Origin of the sequence: Halomonas sp. CSM-2, from assembly GCF_002119345.1 — a bacterium.
In the GTDB taxonomy this organism is placed as follows: domain Bacteria; phylum Pseudomonadota; class Gammaproteobacteria; order Pseudomonadales; family Halomonadaceae; genus Vreelandella; species Vreelandella janggokensis.
The window spans coordinates 1-18,116 of sequence record NZ_NBYR01000007.1 but is presented as its reverse complement, the minus strand read 5'-3'; the positions used below and the strand labels follow the sequence as shown (position 1 = coordinate 18,116).

The following is an 18,116-nucleotide window of genomic DNA, read 5'->3' as shown; positions in this document are numbered from 1 at the left end:
GCCCGACTGTTGTTCACTGTTCAAAACTCAGGATCCCAATCAACGACCATTCGGCCGTCTTCAAGACTGACTTCAACAATGACGTCGCCCGGCAAAAACGGCAGCAGGCGCTCACGCTTGTCGATCGCCTCGACATCGCCACGAACGACCATGACATCGTTGGCACCGGTTTCGAACAGGTAACTGACCTGCCCTAACCGTTCGCCGGCTTGAGTGAAAACCGCCAGGCCTTCAAGCTCATGCCAATAATACTCATCGTCGGAAAGCTCAGGAAGGTCCGCTTTGGGCATCAATATGTCCGCCTGGGCCAATGCATCGGCCGCATCGCGGTCATCAATCCCTTTAAGCTGAACCACAAGGCCTTTACCTTGCCGACGGCCCTGAACAATGGACATGTGCGTGAGGGTGTCGCCTTGGCGCACCCACCATCCGGGGTAGTCCAGAATGCTGTCCATGGGGCTGGTATAGGAATATACCTTCAGCCAGCCTTTCACTCCGTGGGAGCTTGTCAGCTTGCCGAGCACCACATGCGTGTCGTCAGTATGGCTTGTTTCAAAACGCGTCATTGACGACCTCAACGTACAACAGCACTTGCCACATCGCGAACAGGTTTAGGCCTGTTTACGCGCTTCTTTTACCAACTCAGCAACACGACCTGAAAGCTGGGCACCCTGGCTCTGCCAGTGTACGACACGGTCCAGGTCAACGCGCAGGCGTTCTTCCTGTCCACGTGCAACAGGGTTGAAGAAACCGATACGCTCAATGAAACGGCCATCACGGGCGTTACGTGAGTCAGTAACAGTCAGGTGGTAAAAGGGACGCTTCTTGGCGCCACCACGTGCCAAACGAATGGTAACCATACGATAACTATCCTTCGGTTGAGGTTACGAGAGTGCGCCTTCGCGGCGTTCGCTACCGGAAACACTCTTCATACTATAAAAGCCTTCAGCGTAGAGTATCGTCACTGCATGACCAACACCCACACAAGAAGACGCCGCATTCTACGCAAATGCGCTCGGCTTGGAAAGCCTGATAGCCAGAAAACTATCAGCCCGTCAAGCATACCACCTGGCGGCAACGGCTAGCGGCGAGGGAATCCACCCGGACCACCCATGCCGCCAGGGCCACCCATGCCACCGGGGCCGCCTGGGCCGCCACCGCCGCCCATCATGCCGGACATGCCACGCATCATTTTTTCCATGCCGCCTTTTTTGCCGGCTTTCTTCATCATCTTCTGCATCTGCTTATGCTGCTTGAGCAGACGGTTCAAGTCCGGCACCTGAAGTCCCGCACCCGCTGCAATACGGCGCTTGCGTGAGCCGTTGATGATTTCAGGCTTGTGGCGCTCTTTGGGGGTCATGGAGTTGATCAACGCCTCCAGCTTGCCGAGCTCTTTTTCGGGACCAGGCCCTTGGGCCATATCCGCCATCTGCCCCATACCCGGCAATTTGCCGAGCAAACCACCCATGCCCCCCATTTTCTTGAGTTGCTGCAGTTGCTCGCGAAAGTCTTCCAAGTCGAAGCCGTCGCCTTTCTTGACCTTTTTGGCCAATTGGTCGGCTTTGGATTTATCAACCGTGCGCTCGGCTTCCTCGATCAGCGAGAGCATGTCCCCCATGCCCAGAATCCGCGAGGCGACCCGGTCAGGGTGGAAGGGTTCCAAGGCGTCGACTTTTTCACCCACGCCCATGAACTTGATCGGCTTGCCGGTGACATGGCGCACAGAGAGCGCAGCACCGCCCCGCGCGTCACCGTCGGCTTTGGTCAGCACCACCCCGGTGAGCGGCAGAGCGTCGTGGAACGCTTTTGCGGTATTGACCGCATCCTGGCCGGTCATGGCATCGACGACAAACAGGGTTTCATCCGGCGTGACGGCTTTATGCAACGCCTGAATTTCCGCCATCATGGCTTCATCGATAGCCAAGCGGCCTGCGGTATCGATCAATACGACGTCGTGAAACTGGATTTTGGCGTGCTTGATGGCCGCTTCGGCAATCGCCACTGGCGCCTGATCCGAGCGGGAGGGAAAGAAGTCGACTTCCACCTCTTTGGCCAGGGTTTCCAATTGGTCAATCGCCGCGGGGCGGTAGACATCGGCCGAAACCACCAGGACCTTTTTCTTTTCACGTTCCCGCAGGTAACGCGCAAGTTTCGCCACCGAGGTGGTTTTACCCGCGCCCTGCAAACCCGCCATCAGCACTACGGACGGGGAGCTCTTTAATGTCAGTCCCTCGTTCGCTTCGCCCATGGTGGCTTCCAGCTCTTGCTGGACAATCTTGACGAACTGCTGACCGGGCGAAAGACTTTTGGATACCTCTTGCCCCACGGCTCGTTCGCGCACCCGCTCGACGAAGTCTTTTACCACGGGCAGCGCCACGTCTGCCTCAAGCAGCGCACGACGAACTTCTCGCAGGGTATCTTTAATATTGTCTTCGGTCAGGCGTGCCTGACCTTTGATCGATTTTAACGTCTGGGAAAGACGCTCACTAAGAGTCGAAAACATGGGGCCTCTCTGCCTCCGTCGCTGTCGCCGGGCTTGACCGGCCCTAGGCTAATGGAAGGGATTATACGCGCTCGCAGCGTGAGTCTCCATGGGCGCAAGATATAGATGGCTGTGCGTCACTGTAAGGATTCGTTATAGTAGTGACTTATCAATTCGATTTGTTTCATTACGACGCGCTGCAAGGCGCACGGATAGCATCATGCAGGCGCTCCCTTTCGCCACCATCGCCTTTATTCTCTATATAGCCGCTGCCATCTGGCAGGGTATGGCGCTGTTCCGGCGCGTGCCCCCTCGCCAGGTCATCGTGCGACTTTTAGCCGCGTTAGGCCTGTTGCTACATATCCCGGTGGTGGTTCAGCTAGTCGGGCAAACGCCAGGTTTGCTGCCCGGCTTCACCACCAGCGCCACCCTGCTGATGGCGGTCGCCGTGAACGTGGTCCTGATAGCAAGCCTGTTCAAACCCGTGCTCAACGCCGGTATTGCGCTCTTCCCGCTAGCCGGCATCGCACTGATGGCCGCCACCTGGCTACCCAGTCAAAGCGGCCACAGTGGGCTGACGCCGGGTATTTTGATGCACGCCATCAGCTCCGCGCTGGCCTTTGCGGTGCTGGCGATTGCCGCCGCACAAGCGGTGCTGGTAGGCTTGCAGAATCAGGCGTTGCGCCACCATCACATCCGCGGCATTGTCCAGTCACTCCCTCCGCTTACCACAATGGAGCGGGTGCTCTTCGAGCTAGTGTGGGTCGGCATTATATTGCTGACGCTATCAATTATCAGCGGCTTGCTGTTTCTGGATAACTTCTTTGCCCAGCACCTTGCCCACAAGACGGTACTATCGCTTCTGGCCTGGGTGATTTTCACCGCGCTCTTGATTGGCCGTTACCGGTTTGGTTGGCGCGGTATGCGTGCGGTGCGCTGGACGCTCGGCGGCTGCGCGATCCTGGTATTAGCCTATTTTGGCAGCAAGTTCGTGCTTGAAGTGGTACTTAACCGCTAACCTTGCAAGCACTGTGTGTATTGACACCTCTGTTGCAACCTCTTACAAATCGAGCTGAACACGGCATAAAGGAAATTCTGACTTGAGTGATGACTTCCCGCTGGGATTACTCTTTGGCTTGCTGGCCCTTCTCATTGCCCTCTCCGCTTTTTTCTCAAGCTCTGAAACCGGCATGATGTCGATCAACCGCTATCGGCTCAGCCACAACGCCAATAGCGGCGACCGTCGTGCCAAGCGCGTCATGCGTCTGCTGGCGCGCCCCGACCGGCTGATTGGCGTTATCCTGATCGGCAATAACTTCGTCAATAACCTTGCCGCCTCCATTGCCACGATTATTGCCATCCACTTTTTCGGCGATGTGTCAGGCCCCGCCATTTCTACTGCCCTGCTGACCATCACCATTCTGATTTTTTCCGAGGTGACGCCCAAGACCTATGCGGCCATCAAGCCCGAGCGCATTGCCTATCCAAGCTCGTACGCGCTTGAACCGCTACTCAAACTTCTCTACCCACTGGTATGGCTGGTTAACGCCGTTTCCAACGGACTGCTGCGCCTGATCGGCGTCAAGAGCGTCGAAAACGGTGGCGACAACCTCACGCGGGATGAATTGCGCACCGTGGTTCACGAAGCCGGCACGCTGATTCCCTATCGACACCGCGCCATGCTGCTATCGATTCTCGATCTGGAAAACGTCACCGTCAATGACATCATGGTGCCCCGTCATGAAGTGCTGGGCATTGATCTGGACGACTCGCTCGACGACATCCTGGCGCAGATCCGCACCAGCCAGCACACGCGGCTGCCGGTTTACAAAGGCGATATCAATAACATTATCGGCATGCTGCACTTACGCAATGCGGCACGCTTTTTATCGCGCAGCGAAGTCACCAAGGCAGCGATTGTGCAGGAAGCCCGCGAGCCCTACTTCATTCCGGAATCCACGCCGCTCCACACCCAGTTGCTCAACTTCCAGAAACAGAAGCGCCGTATCGGCATCGTGGTCGATGAGTACGGCGATGTTGAAGGACTTGTCACCCTTGAGGACATCCTTGAAGAGATTGTCGGTGAATTCACCACCGACGTCTCGGAAGACGATGAGATACATCAACAGGATGACGGCAGCCATGTCATTGAAGGCACCGCGACCATACGAGACATCAACAAGATGCTTGGCTGGCAGTTACCCACCGACGGGCCCAAAACCCTCAACGGGTTAATTCTCGAGCACTTGGAAGGATTTCCTGAAGGACCTGCCTGCCTGCAGGTCGGGGCAACACGGATGGAAATTCTGGCGATTCGAGACAACCTGATCACCTCAGCTCGCTGCTGGAAGGCGACGCGAAGCGGGCTCGGTCAATAGAACTGACTGGCACCATGTCACTGGCGTGGCACGATATCCTGGTCCGCCTCGACTTTAAGCTGCCTCACCTGCTGCTCAAGGTAGCGGCGTAGCGCCAACTCCCCTGTATTGCTCGGGTCAACAGGGTCTCCAAAGTGAAGACTTACCGGCGCCCGGAAACGCCTGGGCCATTTCTTTAACGCCTTACCGTCGTAGTGAGATGTCCACGACCCCCAGAGCCCTGCCAGCGCTGCGGGCACCACCGGTACGCAATCTCGCATTACAATCGCCTCGAGCCCGCGGCGGAAGGGATGAATGTCGCCGTCGGGCGTTAGTCGCCCTTCGGGAAACACCATCACCACTTCGCCCTGGCGCAATGCCTGACTGACTTCCTCCAGGGCACGACGCAACGCGCCTGGACTGCGACGCTCAGACTCGATGGGAATGGCACCGACCAGTTGAAACCACCATCTGAGCCAGGGAGAGTCAAAGATCGGCTGATCCATGACAAAACGCAACGGACGGGGACTCCCGCCGCCCAGCACCAATGCATCCATAAAGCTGACGTGGTTACACACCACCAGCGCTGGCCCTTGTTTGGGAATATGACAACGCCCCCGAACACGCAGGCGATAGCAAAGCCGCATGGCCAGAAAGATACCGCCGCGCAGCAAGTGGCGCACTGGCTTAACCAATCCCATTACTCGGATTGCTCTCGGTTGCGCAGCCCGGCAAGAACGGTACTCAACAGCTGATCAAGCAGTTCATCCACCTTGAGCTGATGCCCCTGCCAATAACCGAGGCGTTCATTCAACCCCAGTTGAACCAGCCCGTGCACACTGCCCCATAAGGTGCGTCCCAGGCGTCGCGCCTCGGCATCATCCAGCAGGGGCTGATACTGTTTGAGCGATGTTTCAACCTGGGTAAACAACGCCTCGATCAACTGGCTCTGACGCTGGTCCAACTCCCCTTCCTGCGCCAACGGATGGTCAAACAACAGTTGCCATCGGTAACAATCCTTTTCGGCAAATCGCCAATAGGCATTGGCCAGCGCACGCAGCCAGGGTTCGGGCTCATCCGACGAAAGGCTGGTAATAGTGGACTGCAAACGCGCCAGGGTTTCGACGTTGACGTACTGCAACAGAACATTAAAGCTGCCATACAGCTTGAGCAATGTACTGGGGGCGCAGCCGACCTCTCTGGCCAGGGCACGCAGCGATAAACCATGAATGGACTGTTGAGCCAACCATTCATCGCAAGCGTGCATAACCTGCGCGTGTAGTGCATCGGGCGCGTGCTGTCTGGGGCGAGCCATGGCGATCTCTTAAGGTGAACGGCAAACAGGAAGAATGCCTTATCGCGCTTTAGCGTGAACAAGGGATGCTATAGGATACCCCACATCGAACACTGTTTTCGACTCCAAACCTCGACATTTCATGCTTAATACCCTCTAAACGGGTACTGACAACGCGTTAGCGTAAAAGGAGACCTGCATGGCCGGGCGCTTACACGTGCAGCAACTGCCTCTTGCCCGCCTACTCCCAAGCCTGAAGATGGCTGAACCCTTGATTGAATCACCCAATGTGGCACCGCGACAGCCGGTATCGGCTATCCGCAAGGTTGAGGGCCAACTCTGTTTACAGTCGTTATTCTGGGGGCTGACACCGCCGTGGTTAAAAGTCCTGGATAATGCGCCCCACTGCGCTCGAGCGGAAACCCTGAACCAACGGGGAATGTTTCAGGAGGCCTATCGCTCGCGCCGCTGCCTGGTACCGGTTAGCGGCTTTTACATCTGGAAACGACTACCCCGTGCCAAGCAACCCTACCTGGTCACGCAGGTCAATCGTGGACCGCTATTATTAGCTGGACTGTGGTGTCGTTACCACACCACACTCACTACCTACAACGACTCCACCGCTCTGGTAACCGTCCCCGCAAACGCTTGTTTGTCGCACCTGACGGACCGGCTGCCTGCGGTGATCGACCCGCGGGACGCGGACGAATGGTTAAACCCCGACACGGCCCACACTCGCCTTGACCGTTTATTGACGCCCGCACCACTGGAACTGTTGGGCGCTTTTCCGGTATCAAAACAGATTAACTTTCCTACCTACCAGTCGCCGGCCTGCGCTCACCCCATCGGGCCGATGATACGCTGGACCACGTCATAGGAGCTTACATGCGTCAACTGATTGGTTTAAAACGCTTTGCACGTTGGAATATGGCGTTGCCTGGAGGCGTTCTGCTGGGCATGGCCATGGGCAGCCTTTGGTTTGCGCCCACGGCACTGGCTGCCGACGACGAGGACATCAAGGACGTCATCACACCTCACGTCAGCCCGTATGACGAGCGCGACTACCGCGTGCTCGAACTGGAAAACGGATTGAATGTGCTACTCGTCAGCGATGACGAGGCAGATAAAGCGGCGGCGTCGATGAACGTACGGGTCGGCAGCGCCCAGGACCCTGATGACTTACAGGGACTCGCCCACTTCCTCGAGCACATGCTGTTTTTGGGCACCGAAGCTTACCCAGAGGCTGACGCCTATCAGCGCTACCTATCGCGCAACGCAGGCTCGCACAACGCCTTTACCGCCTCTCAGGATACCAATTACTTTTTCAGCATTGAGCCTTCAGCCTTCGAGGGCGCACTGGACAGATTCAGCGCTTTTTTTGTTTCACCGCTGTTTAATGCCGACAAGCTTGAAAGTGAACGTAATGTGGTGCATTCAGAGTACGTTTCACGCCGTCGGGATGAAGGAAGGCGCGAAAACGCGGTACTCAACCAGTTGCTGAACCCGGAGAACCCAACCACCCAGTTTGCCGTGGGTAACCGCGAGACGCTGGCCAATCCCCCGGAAGGTGAAGCCACCCTTCGCGAACGGGTGATGGCGTTTTATCAGCGCCACTACGACGCCAATGTGATGAACCTGGCCGTCGTGGCACCTCAGTCGCTGGATACCCTGGAAGACTGGGTGGTCGAGCGCTTTGCCGAGATTCCCGACAACGATCGGGAAGCCCCCAGCATCGACACCCCCCTCGTGGATCGCGACACGTTACCCCGTTATGTAGCACGTCATTCAATTGAAGATCGCCATCAACTACGTTTTTACTTTCCCATTGCCGACCCCACCGATGCTTATCGCCAGAAACCCACTCAACTGATTTCCCACCTGTTGGGCGATGAAAGCGATGGAAGCCTGTTCGCTGTCCTCAAGGACAGCGGACTTGCCGACGCGTTGTCGGCAGGGACCAGTCGCGCCGATGGTCAGCATGCGCTTTTCACTGTCTCCATCAGCCTTACCGAGGACGGCGCGCAGCGCCTGGACGATATTGAAGCCACATTGTTTGCCGCTATCGAGCGTATTCGCCAGGGCGGTCTTGAAGAGTGGCGCTACACCGAGCAAGCCGACCTCAACGAACAGGCCTTCCGCTTTCAACAGCAGGGCGAACCCCAGCAGGAAGCGATACGGCTCTCGATGAATCTGTCTCGCTACCCGGTGGAGGACGTCCAGTATGCCGCGTACCGGATGGATGAGTTCGATGCCGAGCAACATCGGCGCTACCTGGATGCGCTGACCCAGGACAACATGCTGCGTATATACTCAGCTCCCGACATCGAGAGCGACAAGGTGACGCCCTGGTTCGATACCGCCTGGCGGGAACAGACGCCCAGTGAAAGTGGCCAAGCCTTGAGCGGGCTGACATTACCGGCACCCAACCCTTTTATCGCCAGCGACCTTAGCCTACTGGAAGGCCAGGACGAACGCCCCACCACGCTGATCGACACGCCCTCGTTTACTGCCTGGCATATGCAGGACGCCCAGTTCAACACCCCCAAGGTGGAGTGGCGGCTAAGCTTGCAACACCCCAGTACCAGCTATTCCGCCGAGGAAGCAGTGCTCACCCGGCTGCTGGCCAACTGGCTGAACGACAGCCTCAACGAAGCGCTTTATCCTGCCTGGTTGGCAGGCCGGTCGTTCAGCGCCTATGCCCATTCACGGGGTATGACGCTGTCGTTTTCCGGCTGGCGGGACGGTCAGACCCCACTGATCGAGCAAGCACTCGACCAACTCAGCAACGCCGACATCCGTCAGCGTGACTTCGAGCGGGTGCTCAACCGTTTACAGCGTGAATGGCGCAACGCCCCCCAAGCCTCCCTGTACGCCCAAGCCAGCGGCACCCTGGGCGAAGCCCTGCTAACCCCCCAATGGTCGACCCAAGCGCTGCTTGAGGCCAGCCAGCGTCTGGCGCATGGACACCTGATCGACTTCCGCCAACGTTTCCTTGACGACCTCTACGTGGATGCCATGGCGGTCGGCAACCTGGGACCTGAACGTGCCAGAGAACAGGCAAACCTGATGCGCGGCAAGCTCACTCCCCGGCTGACGCGCGACGATATACGCAATCTCACGCCGCTCGCCGTCAACGGCGACGATAAGGTCCTGCACCCCAATAGCCAGCGTGAAGAATCCATCGTACTGCGCTATCTGCAAGGGCGTGACCAAACACTGCGCGAGCAAGCCGCGACCCAGGTTCTCGCTCAGTGGCTGGAAACGCCTTTCTACCAGCAACTACGCACTGAGGAGCAGCTTGGTTACATCGTCAATGCGGGTTACTCACCGCTGCTGGACGCCCCCGGTATTGCCATGGTTGTGCAGTCACCCGACGCCGATAGCGACACAATCGCCAGGCGCATGGATGCGTTTCTGGAGGAGGCCGGCGAGCGACTTGAGCAGCTGGACGACGATGAACTGGATGCTTACCGCCAAGCAGTGAACAGCCGCTTGAGCCAACGCGACACGCGTCTGGCGCAGATGACCAACCGCTACTGGCAGGCAACCGCGCGGGAGGAGGTGCGTTTCGACCGTCGTGAGCAGCTCGCCGAGCTGGCCATGGAAGTGACGCTAGACGACCTGCAAGCTCTGTGGCCAGCGCTGCGTGAACGCCAACTGGACGTGCGCTTCAACCCAGGCGACGAACCCAGCAATGTAGCGGAGATCCGCCAGCAGCTCACGCCGCTACCAGAACAGGCGAGCAAGTAACTGACAGACCAGTGGTCTTAGCCATACCGGCTCAGGCGTCAAACGCCTGCGCCGGTAACATGGCTTCAACATAGAGCACGAGCTCCTCAAGAATCTGGCGCTGGTGGTCAGTCAGCGTCTGCTGGTTGTAGTTTTCGATCTCCCGGGCGAAAGCTTTCAAGGTGAAACCTGACAGCGTGGCATCGTTCAGACGTGTCCAGCGAAACGCCTCCCACTGCTCAAGTTCGTCTCCCTCGAGTGTTTCCGGGTAGCTTCGCGCACGAAAGCGGAACAGCATTTCTTCGAGTCGCGGGTCCTGAAAGGCAAACCGCTCGCCCACCAGATCCCAAGGGTCCATGGCCCTGACTCGCTCCATCTGCTTGCGGTCGGCGGCCGAGAAAAAGGCACCGGCGTAGAGCATCAGGTCGGGATCCTGCGGCGCATCGTCGTAGCCTGCGCTGAAGACCTCAGCAACTTTCTGGGACACCCCAGACGCCTCGCGGAGCATTTTCCAATGACGGCGACAGGCGTTCATATCCAGCCCCAACCGGGCCACGATATCGCCATACTCGCCTTTCTGCGGGCCCTCCACGTCTTTCAACACAGTGGTGGGAAAGACCACAGGGCAGCGATTGATGTGAATGACCTTGAGCGGAATGCGGGTTTCGCCCTCCGCCAGATCCTGCTGACTGACAAAGACCCGCTCACGAATTTGCGATGCCGACATGGTCAGGAACTCGCTGGGGTCAACGCTCAGGTCATAGACGATGACCCCGTTGGGGTTGCTCGGATGCTCGGCCAGCGGCATCACAAGCGCACTACACGCCCGACTTGCCGGGTAGCGACGCGAAATATGCAAAATCGGTTTGGCGCTGGGCAGGTCGATCTGGTTGGCCACCTGCCGCTTGCCGCGCAGGCCGAGCAAATAGTCAAACAGCTTGGCATTGCGCGACTTCAGCAAGCGCGCCAGCGCAATCGTCGCACGCACGTCGGCCACCGCATCGTGGGCCCCTTCATGGGCGATACCATTGGCCGCCGTCAGGTCTTCCAGCTTGAAGCTCGGCGCACCATCGTCGCGCAGTGGCCATTCGATGCCCTCGGGCCTCAAGGCGTAAAAGGCTCTGACCACATCGATAAGATCCCAGCGCGAATTGCCGTTTTGCCACTCACGGGCGTAAGGATCGAGAAGATTACGGTAGAACAGGTGGCGCGACACTTCGTCATCGAAGCGCAGGCTGTTATACCCGACCACGCAGGTGCCCGGCTCACTCATATGGCGCTGCACTTCAGCGGCGAATTCGGCTTCGGGGAGACCGTGGCGTTGTGCCTTTTGGGGGGTAATACCGGTAATCAAGCAGGCAGCGGGATGGGGCAGATAATCGTCAGCGGGGCGACAGAACAGCTCGATCGGTTCGCCGATTTCGTTTAACTCCGCATCGGTGCGCAGAGCGGCGAACTGAGCGGGCCGATCACGACGCGGATCAGCCCCAAAGGTTTCATAGTCATGCCATAAAAAGCTGGCGGGGGCAGCATTGGGTGACGCCATGGACAAGCACTCCGCTGGGCAATGAAAAGCCCAAGCCTAGCATATCCACATCAGGTTTCGCCGCGTATTCAGAAAACCTCAGCAACCCTGGTTTCAAAAAAGCGCGGGTCAACTTTTAGGGAGCGTCACGTTCAACTCCAATACCGAGCAGTTATCCTCGCTATCCAGTGAGATCTGGATCGCATCGTCGTCCACGTGAACGTAGCGGCGAATGACCTCCAGCAACTCGCGTTCCAGCATCGGCATGTAATCGGGTTGCCCCCGTTGGCTTCGTTGATGCGCCACGATAATTTGCAGGCGTTCTTTGGCCACCGAGGCAGACTTCTTGCGCTCACGCTTCAAGAACTCCAGCAGTTTCATCGCCGACCTCCACCAAACATGCGGCTGAGCAAGCCTTTGCGCTGCATTTCGTGAAAGCGCAGAGGCATGTCTTCACCGAGCAGACGCGAGACGGTATCGCTATAAGCTTGGCCCGCGTCGCTTGAAATATCGTGGGTAACCGGCACGCCCTGGTTAGAGGCCCGCAGCACTGCTTCGGACTCGGGAATCAGGCCAAGCAGATTAATCGCCAAAATTTCACGGATATCGTCCAGCGTCAGCATGTCGCCCGACGTGACGCGCTCAGGGTTGTAGCGCGTGACCAGCAGGTGCTCTTTAATCGGGTCGCTACTCTCCTCGGCACGACGTGTCTTGGATGCCAGCAGGCCAAGAATCCGATCGGAATCGCGCACAGAGGATACTTCCGGGTTCGTCACCACGATCGCCTCATCGGCAAAGTACATGGCCAACTGAGCGCCACGTTCGATACCGGCAGGCGAATCACACATGATGAAGTCGAAGTCCTCTTTCAACTTGTCGAGCACTTCGGCAACGCCTTCCTGTGTCAAGGCGTCCTTGTCGCGGGTTTGTGAGGCCGGCAGAATAAACAGGTTCTCAACCCGCTTGTCGCGGATCAGTGCTTGATTGAGCCCCGCCTCACCTTGAATCACGTTTACCAGGTCGTACACCACGCGGCGCTCGCAGCCCATGATCAGGTCAAGGTTGCGCAAGCCCACATCGAAATCGATCACCACCGTTTTCTTTCCGCGTAGCGCTAAGCCTGTCGAAATAGCGGCGGCACTGGTGGTTTTACCGACCCCCCCTTTACCCGAGGTCACTACAATAATTTTGGCCAAGAGTTACTTCCTTCTTGAAGTCGTTCATCGCAAGTGCGCCGTTAGCGCACTACGTACAACGGGAACGTCTATGTCATCTAAACCACGCGGTGACTCCGCGTGGCTGGCATTCTCAACGATTTACGCGCTGGGCGCTAATTAAGCGGCTTAATTTCCAATTGTTGTTGCGTAAAGTGCACCTCAGCAGGGGCACCCAATAGTTGAGAATCGATATCTTCCAGACGCTTGTAATTACCCGCCACTGACAGTAATTCAGCGGCCAGCTCGCGACAATAGATACCCGCCTGGGTATTGCCATGAATACCTGCTAATGCCCGTCCGCGCAATGCGCCATAAACATGAATACTGCCGGCGGCCAGAACTTCCGCTCCCGCATTGACCGCACCGATGACGACCAGATCACCTCCCGAAGCGCTCACCTGCTGCCCGGAACGCACTGTACCGCGGTAGAGACGAGTGGTTTCCGTACCGTTGCTTTCTTGCGCATCGGCTGCCTCTTTTTCGGTGTTTGCATCCGCCACGGCAACGGGGGCTGCACTTTCGCTATCACTGCCGACACTCTTGAGCATTTGCGCACGGCTTTCGTCGACCGGCGCGAACCAGCCAAGGCCGAGCGCCCACGCCGATTGACGCACCGGCTCAGTGCCCCCCCTCACTGCTACCGGGAGCAGCTTGTGGTCCCTGCAGACAGCGCAAATGCGCTCCAGCGAAAGATGGGGCTCATCAAGCTTTTCCACGCTAAGCACAACCGGTGTATGCTGAAAGAACGCAGGTGATTGAGACAGTTTGCCTGCCAGTTGACGTCGGATATGCTCTGGGTCAGCGCTGCTTAGCTCCATGACGGTCATCGGCAGCATGCCGCCTTTAAAGGTAAAGGCCACGTCGGCACTATCCACATTGAGGCTCATGGCCGAACTCCATGTCATGTTCAGGTAAGATATTAAGGTAGCGCATTTGAGCGCTTTTGGGCGGTGAGAATTAACCCTCATCGAACCCACATTATAAGTCAACGCTAAGCGACAGCGCCGACAACTGCAACCTTCTTAGGGTCGACGTCTGATTTTTTTCACGCAAAGCGCCTCACAGCAGGATGATCCATGCACGGACTGTTAAGACGCCTGTTCGCACCTCGCTGGCAACACCCCAATGCCGAGGTACGCCGCCAGGCTCTCCACCGCCTTGATCCTGACCATCGCGAACAGCGCCAGGCGCTCGCTTCGCTTGCGCAGGATCCGGATAGCGACATACAGCTTGCCGCATTACTTGCTCTTGATGACCTTGAAGGGCTCATGGCGGCTTACCCGGCCCACCAGAACGACATGGCTTGGCAAGAGGCGCTATGCCAGCGGCTCAGCGGCCAGCAAGGGCAAACGGGGCTTGGCCAGCGTGAGGCACTTGCCGAGCGTATCGACGATACCAAGATACTCAACGCTCTTGTGCATAAGGGTGACAACCTCAATTTACGGCTTACTGCGCTCGCCCGTTTGACCGATGAACGCGACTTGATCGAACACGCCTGCCATAACGGCGTCGCCGCCGTTCGTCACCAGGCAGCGGATCGCATCGTCAGTCAAGAGGGCCTGAAGCAGCTGTTGAAGCAAGCTCGCCGGGACCGCCAGGTCGTACGCATGGCCAAAGATCGGCTACAAGAACGGCGTGCCGACGCCGAGTGGAAAGAAGCCCAACAGCAAAAGCGCGAGACGCTTCTGCAGCAATTGGAACGTCACGCCCAATCCACCTGGGAACCCCTCTACGGCGGCCGGCTGCGTCATCTGCAGCGTGAATGGGATCAACTCAGCCAATCGCCTGACCCCGACCAGGAGGCACGTTACCATCAAGCCGTTCTCGCTTGCCGCAAAACGCTGCACGATCATGAAACTCACGAACAGGCGCGTCAGCAGAACAACCAGCAACGCGAAGCCACCGACCAGACCCGAGAACAGTTACTGGAAGGCCTGGAAGAAACTCTGGAAGGCCTGCGGCTTGGCAGTGGATTGACGTCTCAGGATATCGACAGCCTTCGCGCCCAGCGTCAGTTGCTTGGCCAGCGCTGGCAGCAACTGTCCGATGTGCACCCGCCCAGCGACTCGATACGCCAACGCTACACCCAGGCCCTGAAAGAGTACGAGGCCTGTATCGAAGCCTGGCAGCGCTGGCAACGCGTTAGCGCTGAGCTTGAGCAAGCACTGGCCGACGCCGACCACTCCGCCATTTCATCACTGCTCGACCAATGCCGCTGGCCTGATACTCTGACCATGCCCACGCTTGCTCGACAAGCACAGGAGGCGCTTGATACCACCCATGAAACCGCCGATACGCAGACCGATGCCCAATCCCTCAGCGCTTACAGCAACGACCTGGACACCTTCGAACAGTTGCTTGAACGTGGTGCTTTCAAAAGCGCCAGCCGCCTTCACCAACGGCTGAAGCCGCGCATTGAGGCGCTCAAGGATGACGATGCCCGACCGCTCAAAGCGAGGCTGAAACAGCTTGGCGCGCAACTCGCCGAACTACGCGACTGGCGAGGGTTTGTCGCAGGCCCCAAACGTGAACAACTGTGCGCTTCCATTGAGGTGCTTGCCGACGATCAGCACATGGCAGAACCGGCACTCGACCGGCACCACCGCCAGCTCGTCAAAGAATGGAAATCCCTTGGGGATGCAGCGGCTGATCGAGAGTTGTCCGCACGCTTTCGTGCTGCTTCGGACCGTATCCACGAGCGCCTCGCCCCCTGGCGAGAGCGGCTAACCCAACAGCGGGAGGCTAACTTGCGTGCCCGCGAAGCACTCTGTGAGCAGCTCGAGACCCTGCTGGCCCAGCCAGCACAGGACGCCGACCCGGATGTACTGCGCGAAATTCGCGATAAAGCGCGCCAACAGTGGCGCCACCACTCTCCCGTACCGCGCGAACAGGCAGAAGCTATTGGTCGCCGGTTTGGCCGCGCTCGCCATCAGCTACAAAGCTTGATCGATACCCGTGCCGAGCATATTGCCGACCAGAAGAAAGCCCTGATCAGCAGTGTTCAGGCGCTTCACCAGGACGAACGTCCGCTCGCCGAGCGCATTGAAGACGCCAAGCAGCTACAGCAGCAGTGGCGTCAATTGGGGCGGGCGCCTAAAGGGGAAGAACAAACGCTCTGGAAGGCCTTCCGCCACGAATGCGACCAGTTGTTCGCCAGACGCGACGCGCATAAACAAGAGCAGCTTGCCCAGCAGCAACGCCAGCTCGACAGCCTGCAAGCACTGGTCGACGAAATGGACAGCTGGCAACCTCAAGATGCCAGCGACCACGCCAAGCTGGACGCCTTCATTGAACAGGCAACGCGTTTGGAACCCCTGCCACGTAGCCGCCGAAGCGAAGGCATGCAGCGGCGTCTAAGCGGCATTATTCGTGCCCGGCGTGAGCGTCTTAACCGCCTTGAAGTCGCGGGCACAGTCACCGCCTGGCAGCAGCTGACGCCGCTTATCGAAGCTCACTTGCGCGCAGACCAACGCAGGCTTGTCGACGAACAGGCAGACACGGTGGACGCACAAGCGGTGCTGGGCGAAACGAGCTTGAAAGCGCCTTTTGAGCAGGCCCACCATCAGCGCAATCAACGACGCATGGAGGGGCTCCCCAACGCCCACGAAGCCAACCTGAAAGATCAGCTTGCCCGGCTTCGCGTTCACTTATCACTGCTGGCCATGGGGCGTGTACATCAGCAAGATGAACCCCTGCGGCTGGCCATCCAGGTGGAACGCCTCAACGAGGGGCTTCAAAAAGAGCGTAGCCGCGCGCAGGAGGTTAGCGAGGTGCTTGCAGACCTCATTGCCCTTGGGCCCATGCCCAGATCGCTGTGGGATCAAGAAGTCGACGAGCTGGATGAACTGCTTACCCGGCTCGCTCAAACACCTACGCCTTGAGCCATCACAAAAGCCAGCGAGGGATACTCGCTGGCTTTTTGATCATTGAGCAAAATGAACGACGAGATCAGCCCATGAACTGACCACCATTGATGTCGAAGTTCGCCCCAGTAATGAACCCGGACTCCTCATCGGCGATGAAGGTCACAAGCCGGCCAATTTCCTCTGGCGTACCATAGCGCTTGACGGGGATCGTCTCACGGATCGCCTCGCGCACCTTTTCTGGAATGTTCATGATCATGTCGGTGGCAATGTAGCCGGGCGACACAGTGTTCACGGTAATGCCCTTCGTGGCGGTCTCCTGGGCAAGCGACATGGTCAACCCGTGCATCCCCGCTTTTGCCGCCGCGTAGTTCGCTTGGCCGAACTGCCCTTTGCGACCGTTGATGGATGAAATATTGATAATCCGCCCATAACCGTGTTCAAGCATCATTTCAATCACACTGCGGCAGGTATTGAAGACACTGTTCAGGTTGGTATCGATCACCTCATACCATTGCTCGTATGACATTTTCTTCATGGTGCCGTCACGGGTGATCCCTGCACAATTCACCAACACACTGATGGGACCATGCTGCTCCTGAATTTGCTGGGCACCTTGTAGGCAGGCCTGATGGTCGGCAAGGTCGACACCGGACAGCGCAATGTTGTTATAGCCATCGGCTTGCTGCGATGCCAGCCAGGTTTTGGCCTTTTCGGGGTTGTGATAACCCGCTACGACCAGATAACCCGCATCCGCCAGCGAACGACAAATCGCCGTGCCGATACCACCAGTTCCACCAGTTACCCAGGCGACGGGGGCTTGATTGGCCATTGACTACCTCCCTGATATGACGAATGGCTTGGGCGTTGCAGAATTGACACCACAAGCCATTGTGAAAAGCGCCTTGGCGCTTAAGTACCAACGGCAAATCGCAATACGGATGCGCGACTTACCGAGAGTCAGCATTGTTCTTGTTGCACTAACCTCAGCATAGCGCTACTCGGCTCATGTTGCAGCACGAAGCCCACCAACGGCTATAGGGCAAACGTTTTAAAACGCCTATTGACGAAACGTAAAAAAAGCGTAGAATACGCCACACGTTGATGCGGGGTGGAGCAGTCTGGTAGCTCGTCGGGCTCATAACCCGAAGGTCATCGGTTCAAATCCGGTCCCCGCTACCAATATTTCTAGAGGCAGATCAGTCACTTACTGGTCTGCCTTTTTTGTTGCCTGCCGCTCCAAATCCCTCTGTGCCCAAATTGTGCCCACACTGTGCCCAAAATTTTTAGGTCGCGCTTAGCGCCAAATTCATTAATGACCTTCAGGCTACTAGCCTGGATTTCTCATAGTACCTCAGCCAGTACCGCACTCAGGCTGTAACACCGCTAAACACCTACTGGCTCGACTTACATCGGCTACTTTTTAACCACTTTCCGGCGTTCAGACACACTTCCCCCTTTCCCCCATTGCTTCGGGCCGGGGGCGCCCGAGCAGTCAGTTAGGAACCAACCGCCTGACGAGATCGGATAGCGCCGTTTTATAGGGGTAGCTGTCACTCATGAGTACTCGGATTCGACGCGTATTGCGGATGATGACCGCGCCTACTTTGATGAGCTTGAGCCTCAGGTTGCTCGGACTCATGCGCGCG

The 18,116-nt window shown here is 57.7% G+C and carries 16 protein-coding genes and 1 tRNA gene; 6 read left to right on the top strand and 11 right to left on the bottom strand.

Features of this window, described 5'->3' with window-relative positions; genetic code table 11:
• Positions 1-20 precede the first annotated feature (20 nt).
• The 3 genes from rimM to ffh form a co-directional block, all read right to left on the bottom strand.
• On the bottom strand, positions 21-566 hold the full coding sequence (gene rimM / locus B7L15_RS07090; protein ID WP_085918298.1) for a ribosome maturation factor RimM: 546 nt from the start codon (positions 564-566) through the stop codon (positions 21-23).
• 45 nt (positions 567-611) lie between these two features.
• Complete coding sequence (gene rpsP / locus B7L15_RS07085; protein WP_007111767.1) at positions 612-860, bottom strand: 30S ribosomal protein S16; 249 nt, start codon at positions 858-860, stop codon at positions 612-614.
• Between the two features lie 221 nt (positions 861-1,081).
• Positions 1,082-2,503 carry a signal recognition particle protein gene (ffh, locus tag B7L15_RS07080; RefSeq protein WP_085918297.1) on the bottom strand — a complete coding sequence of 474 codons (1,422 nt, stop codon included), beginning with the start codon at positions 2,501-2,503 and terminating at the stop codon, positions 1,082-1,084.
• 199 nt (positions 2,504-2,702) lie between these two features.
• On the opposite strand from ffh, the gene B7L15_RS07075 reads away from it, so the two are divergent.
• Positions 2,703-3,500, top strand: a complete 798-nt coding sequence (locus tag B7L15_RS07075; protein ID WP_085918296.1) for a cytochrome C assembly family protein — start codon at positions 2,703-2,705, stop codon at positions 3,498-3,500.
• An 82-nt stretch (positions 3,501-3,582) separates the two neighbouring features.
• Complete coding sequence (locus B7L15_RS07070) at positions 3,583-4,860, top strand: HlyC/CorC family transporter (RefSeq protein ID WP_085918295.1); 1,278 nt, start codon at positions 3,583-3,585, stop codon at positions 4,858-4,860.
• A 17-nt stretch (positions 4,861-4,877) separates the two neighbouring features.
• Here the strand turns inward: B7L15_RS07070 and B7L15_RS07065 are convergent, their stop codons facing one another.
• Both B7L15_RS07065 and B7L15_RS07060 read right to left on the bottom strand, forming a co-directional pair.
• Positions 4,878-5,540 carry a 1-acyl-sn-glycerol-3-phosphate acyltransferase gene (locus B7L15_RS07065; protein ID WP_085918294.1) on the bottom strand — a complete coding sequence of 221 codons (663 nt, stop codon included), beginning with the start codon at positions 5,538-5,540 and terminating at the stop codon, positions 4,878-4,880.
• Positions 5,540-6,154 carry a TetR/AcrR family transcriptional regulator gene (locus B7L15_RS07060; RefSeq protein ID WP_085918293.1) on the bottom strand — a complete coding sequence of 205 codons (615 nt, stop codon included), beginning with the start codon at positions 6,152-6,154 and terminating at the stop codon, positions 5,540-5,542. The genes B7L15_RS07065 and B7L15_RS07060 overlap by 1 nt, the downstream gene beginning before the upstream one ends.
• 178 nt (positions 6,155-6,332) lie before the next feature.
• Between B7L15_RS07060 and B7L15_RS07055 the strand changes: the two genes are divergently transcribed.
• Positions 6,333-7,010 (top strand): SOS response-associated peptidase, encoded by a 678-nt coding sequence (locus tag B7L15_RS07055; RefSeq protein ID WP_085918292.1) that lies wholly within the window; start codon positions 6,333-6,335, stop codon positions 7,008-7,010.
• A gap of 80 nt (positions 7,011-7,090) precedes the next feature.
• Positions 7,091-9,883, top strand: coding sequence for an insulinase family protein (locus B7L15_RS07050; protein ID WP_254902884.1), 2,793 nt, complete (start codon positions 7,091-7,093; stop codon positions 9,881-9,883).
• A gap of 31 nt (positions 9,884-9,914) precedes the next feature.
• Here B7L15_RS07050 and sbcB read toward each other — a convergent pair whose 3' ends face one another.
• From sbcB to minC, 4 genes are all read right to left on the bottom strand, one after another.
• Positions 9,915-11,408 (bottom strand): exodeoxyribonuclease I, encoded by a 1,494-nt coding sequence (gene sbcB / locus B7L15_RS07045; RefSeq protein WP_085918291.1) that lies wholly within the window; start codon positions 11,406-11,408, stop codon positions 9,915-9,917.
• Between the two features lie 108 nt (positions 11,409-11,516).
• On the bottom strand, positions 11,517-11,768 hold the full coding sequence (minE, locus tag B7L15_RS07040) for a cell division topological specificity factor MinE (protein ID WP_027337743.1): 252 nt from the start codon (positions 11,766-11,768) through the stop codon (positions 11,517-11,519).
• The gene (minD, locus tag B7L15_RS07035) at positions 11,765-12,583 is read right to left on the bottom strand and encodes a septum site-determining protein MinD (RefSeq protein ID WP_066319322.1); all 819 of its coding nucleotides are present in this window, start codon (positions 12,581-12,583) and stop codon (positions 11,765-11,767) included. The genes minE and minD overlap by 4 nt, the downstream gene beginning before the upstream one ends.
• 134 nt (positions 12,584-12,717) lie before the next feature.
• On the bottom strand, positions 12,718-13,491 hold the full coding sequence (gene minC, locus B7L15_RS07030; protein ID WP_085918290.1) for a septum site-determining protein MinC: 774 nt from the start codon (positions 13,489-13,491) through the stop codon (positions 12,718-12,720).
• A 189-nt stretch (positions 13,492-13,680) separates the two neighbouring features.
• On the opposite strand from minC, the gene B7L15_RS07025 reads away from it, so the two are divergent.
• Positions 13,681-16,485: a DUF349 domain-containing protein gene (locus B7L15_RS07025; protein ID WP_085918289.1), complete on the top strand. Its 2,805-nt coding sequence runs from the start codon at positions 13,681-13,683 to the stop codon at positions 16,483-16,485.
• A 67-nt stretch (positions 16,486-16,552) separates the two neighbouring features.
• On the opposite strand, the gene phbB is transcribed toward B7L15_RS07025, so the two are convergent.
• Positions 16,553-17,299 carry an acetoacetyl-CoA reductase gene (gene phbB / locus B7L15_RS07020; RefSeq protein ID WP_085918288.1) on the bottom strand — a complete coding sequence of 249 codons (747 nt, stop codon included), beginning with the start codon at positions 17,297-17,299 and terminating at the stop codon, positions 16,553-16,555.
• 273 nt (positions 17,300-17,572) lie between these two features.
• Between phbB and B7L15_RS07015 the strand changes: the two genes are divergently transcribed.
• Positions 17,573-17,649, top strand: a tRNA-Met gene (locus B7L15_RS07015).
• Between the two features lie 313 nt (positions 17,650-17,962).
• On the opposite strand, the gene B7L15_RS07010 is transcribed toward B7L15_RS07015, so the two are convergent.
• A partial coding sequence (locus B7L15_RS07010) for a transposase (protein WP_176243654.1) occupies positions 17,963-18,116 on the bottom strand: 154 nt, incomplete at its 5' end.

Coding starts and splice junctions, on each gene's coding strand:
- rimM (WP_085918298.1), bottom strand. CDS start 566: ATGACGCGTTTTGAAACAAGCCATACTGACGACACGCATGTGGTGCTC.
- rpsP (WP_007111767.1), bottom strand. CDS start 860: ATGGTTACCATTCGTTTGGCACGTGGTGGCGCCAAGAAGCGTCCCTTT.
- ffh (WP_085918297.1), bottom strand. CDS start 2,503: ATGTTTTCGACTCTTAGTGAGCGTCTTTCCCAGACGTTAAAATCGATC.
- B7L15_RS07075 (WP_085918296.1), top strand. CDS start 2,703: ATGCAGGCGCTCCCTTTCGCCACCATCGCCTTTATTCTCTATATAGCC.
- B7L15_RS07065 (WP_085918294.1), bottom strand. CDS start 5,540: ATGGGATTGGTTAAGCCAGTGCGCCACTTGCTGCGCGGCGGTATCTTT.
- B7L15_RS07060 (WP_085918293.1), bottom strand. CDS start 6,154: ATGGCTCGCCCCAGACAGCACGCGCCCGATGCACTACACGCGCAGGTT.
- B7L15_RS07055 (WP_085918292.1), top strand. CDS start 6,333: ATGGCCGGGCGCTTACACGTGCAGCAACTGCCTCTTGCCCGCCTACTC.
- B7L15_RS07050 (WP_254902884.1), top strand. CDS start 7,091: ATGGCCATGGGCAGCCTTTGGTTTGCGCCCACGGCACTGGCTGCCGAC.
- sbcB (WP_085918291.1), bottom strand. CDS start 11,408: ATGGCGTCACCCAATGCTGCCCCCGCCAGCTTTTTATGGCATGACTAT.
- minE (WP_027337743.1), bottom strand. CDS start 11,768: ATGAAACTGCTGGAGTTCTTGAAGCGTGAGCGCAAGAAGTCTGCCTCG.
- minC (WP_085918290.1), bottom strand. CDS start 13,491: ATGAGCCTCAATGTGGATAGTGCCGACGTGGCCTTTACCTTTAAAGGC.
- B7L15_RS07025 (WP_085918289.1), top strand. CDS start 13,681: ATGCACGGACTGTTAAGACGCCTGTTCGCACCTCGCTGGCAACACCCC.
- phbB (WP_085918288.1), bottom strand. CDS start 17,299: ATGGCCAATCAAGCCCCCGTCGCCTGGGTAACTGGTGGAACTGGTGGT.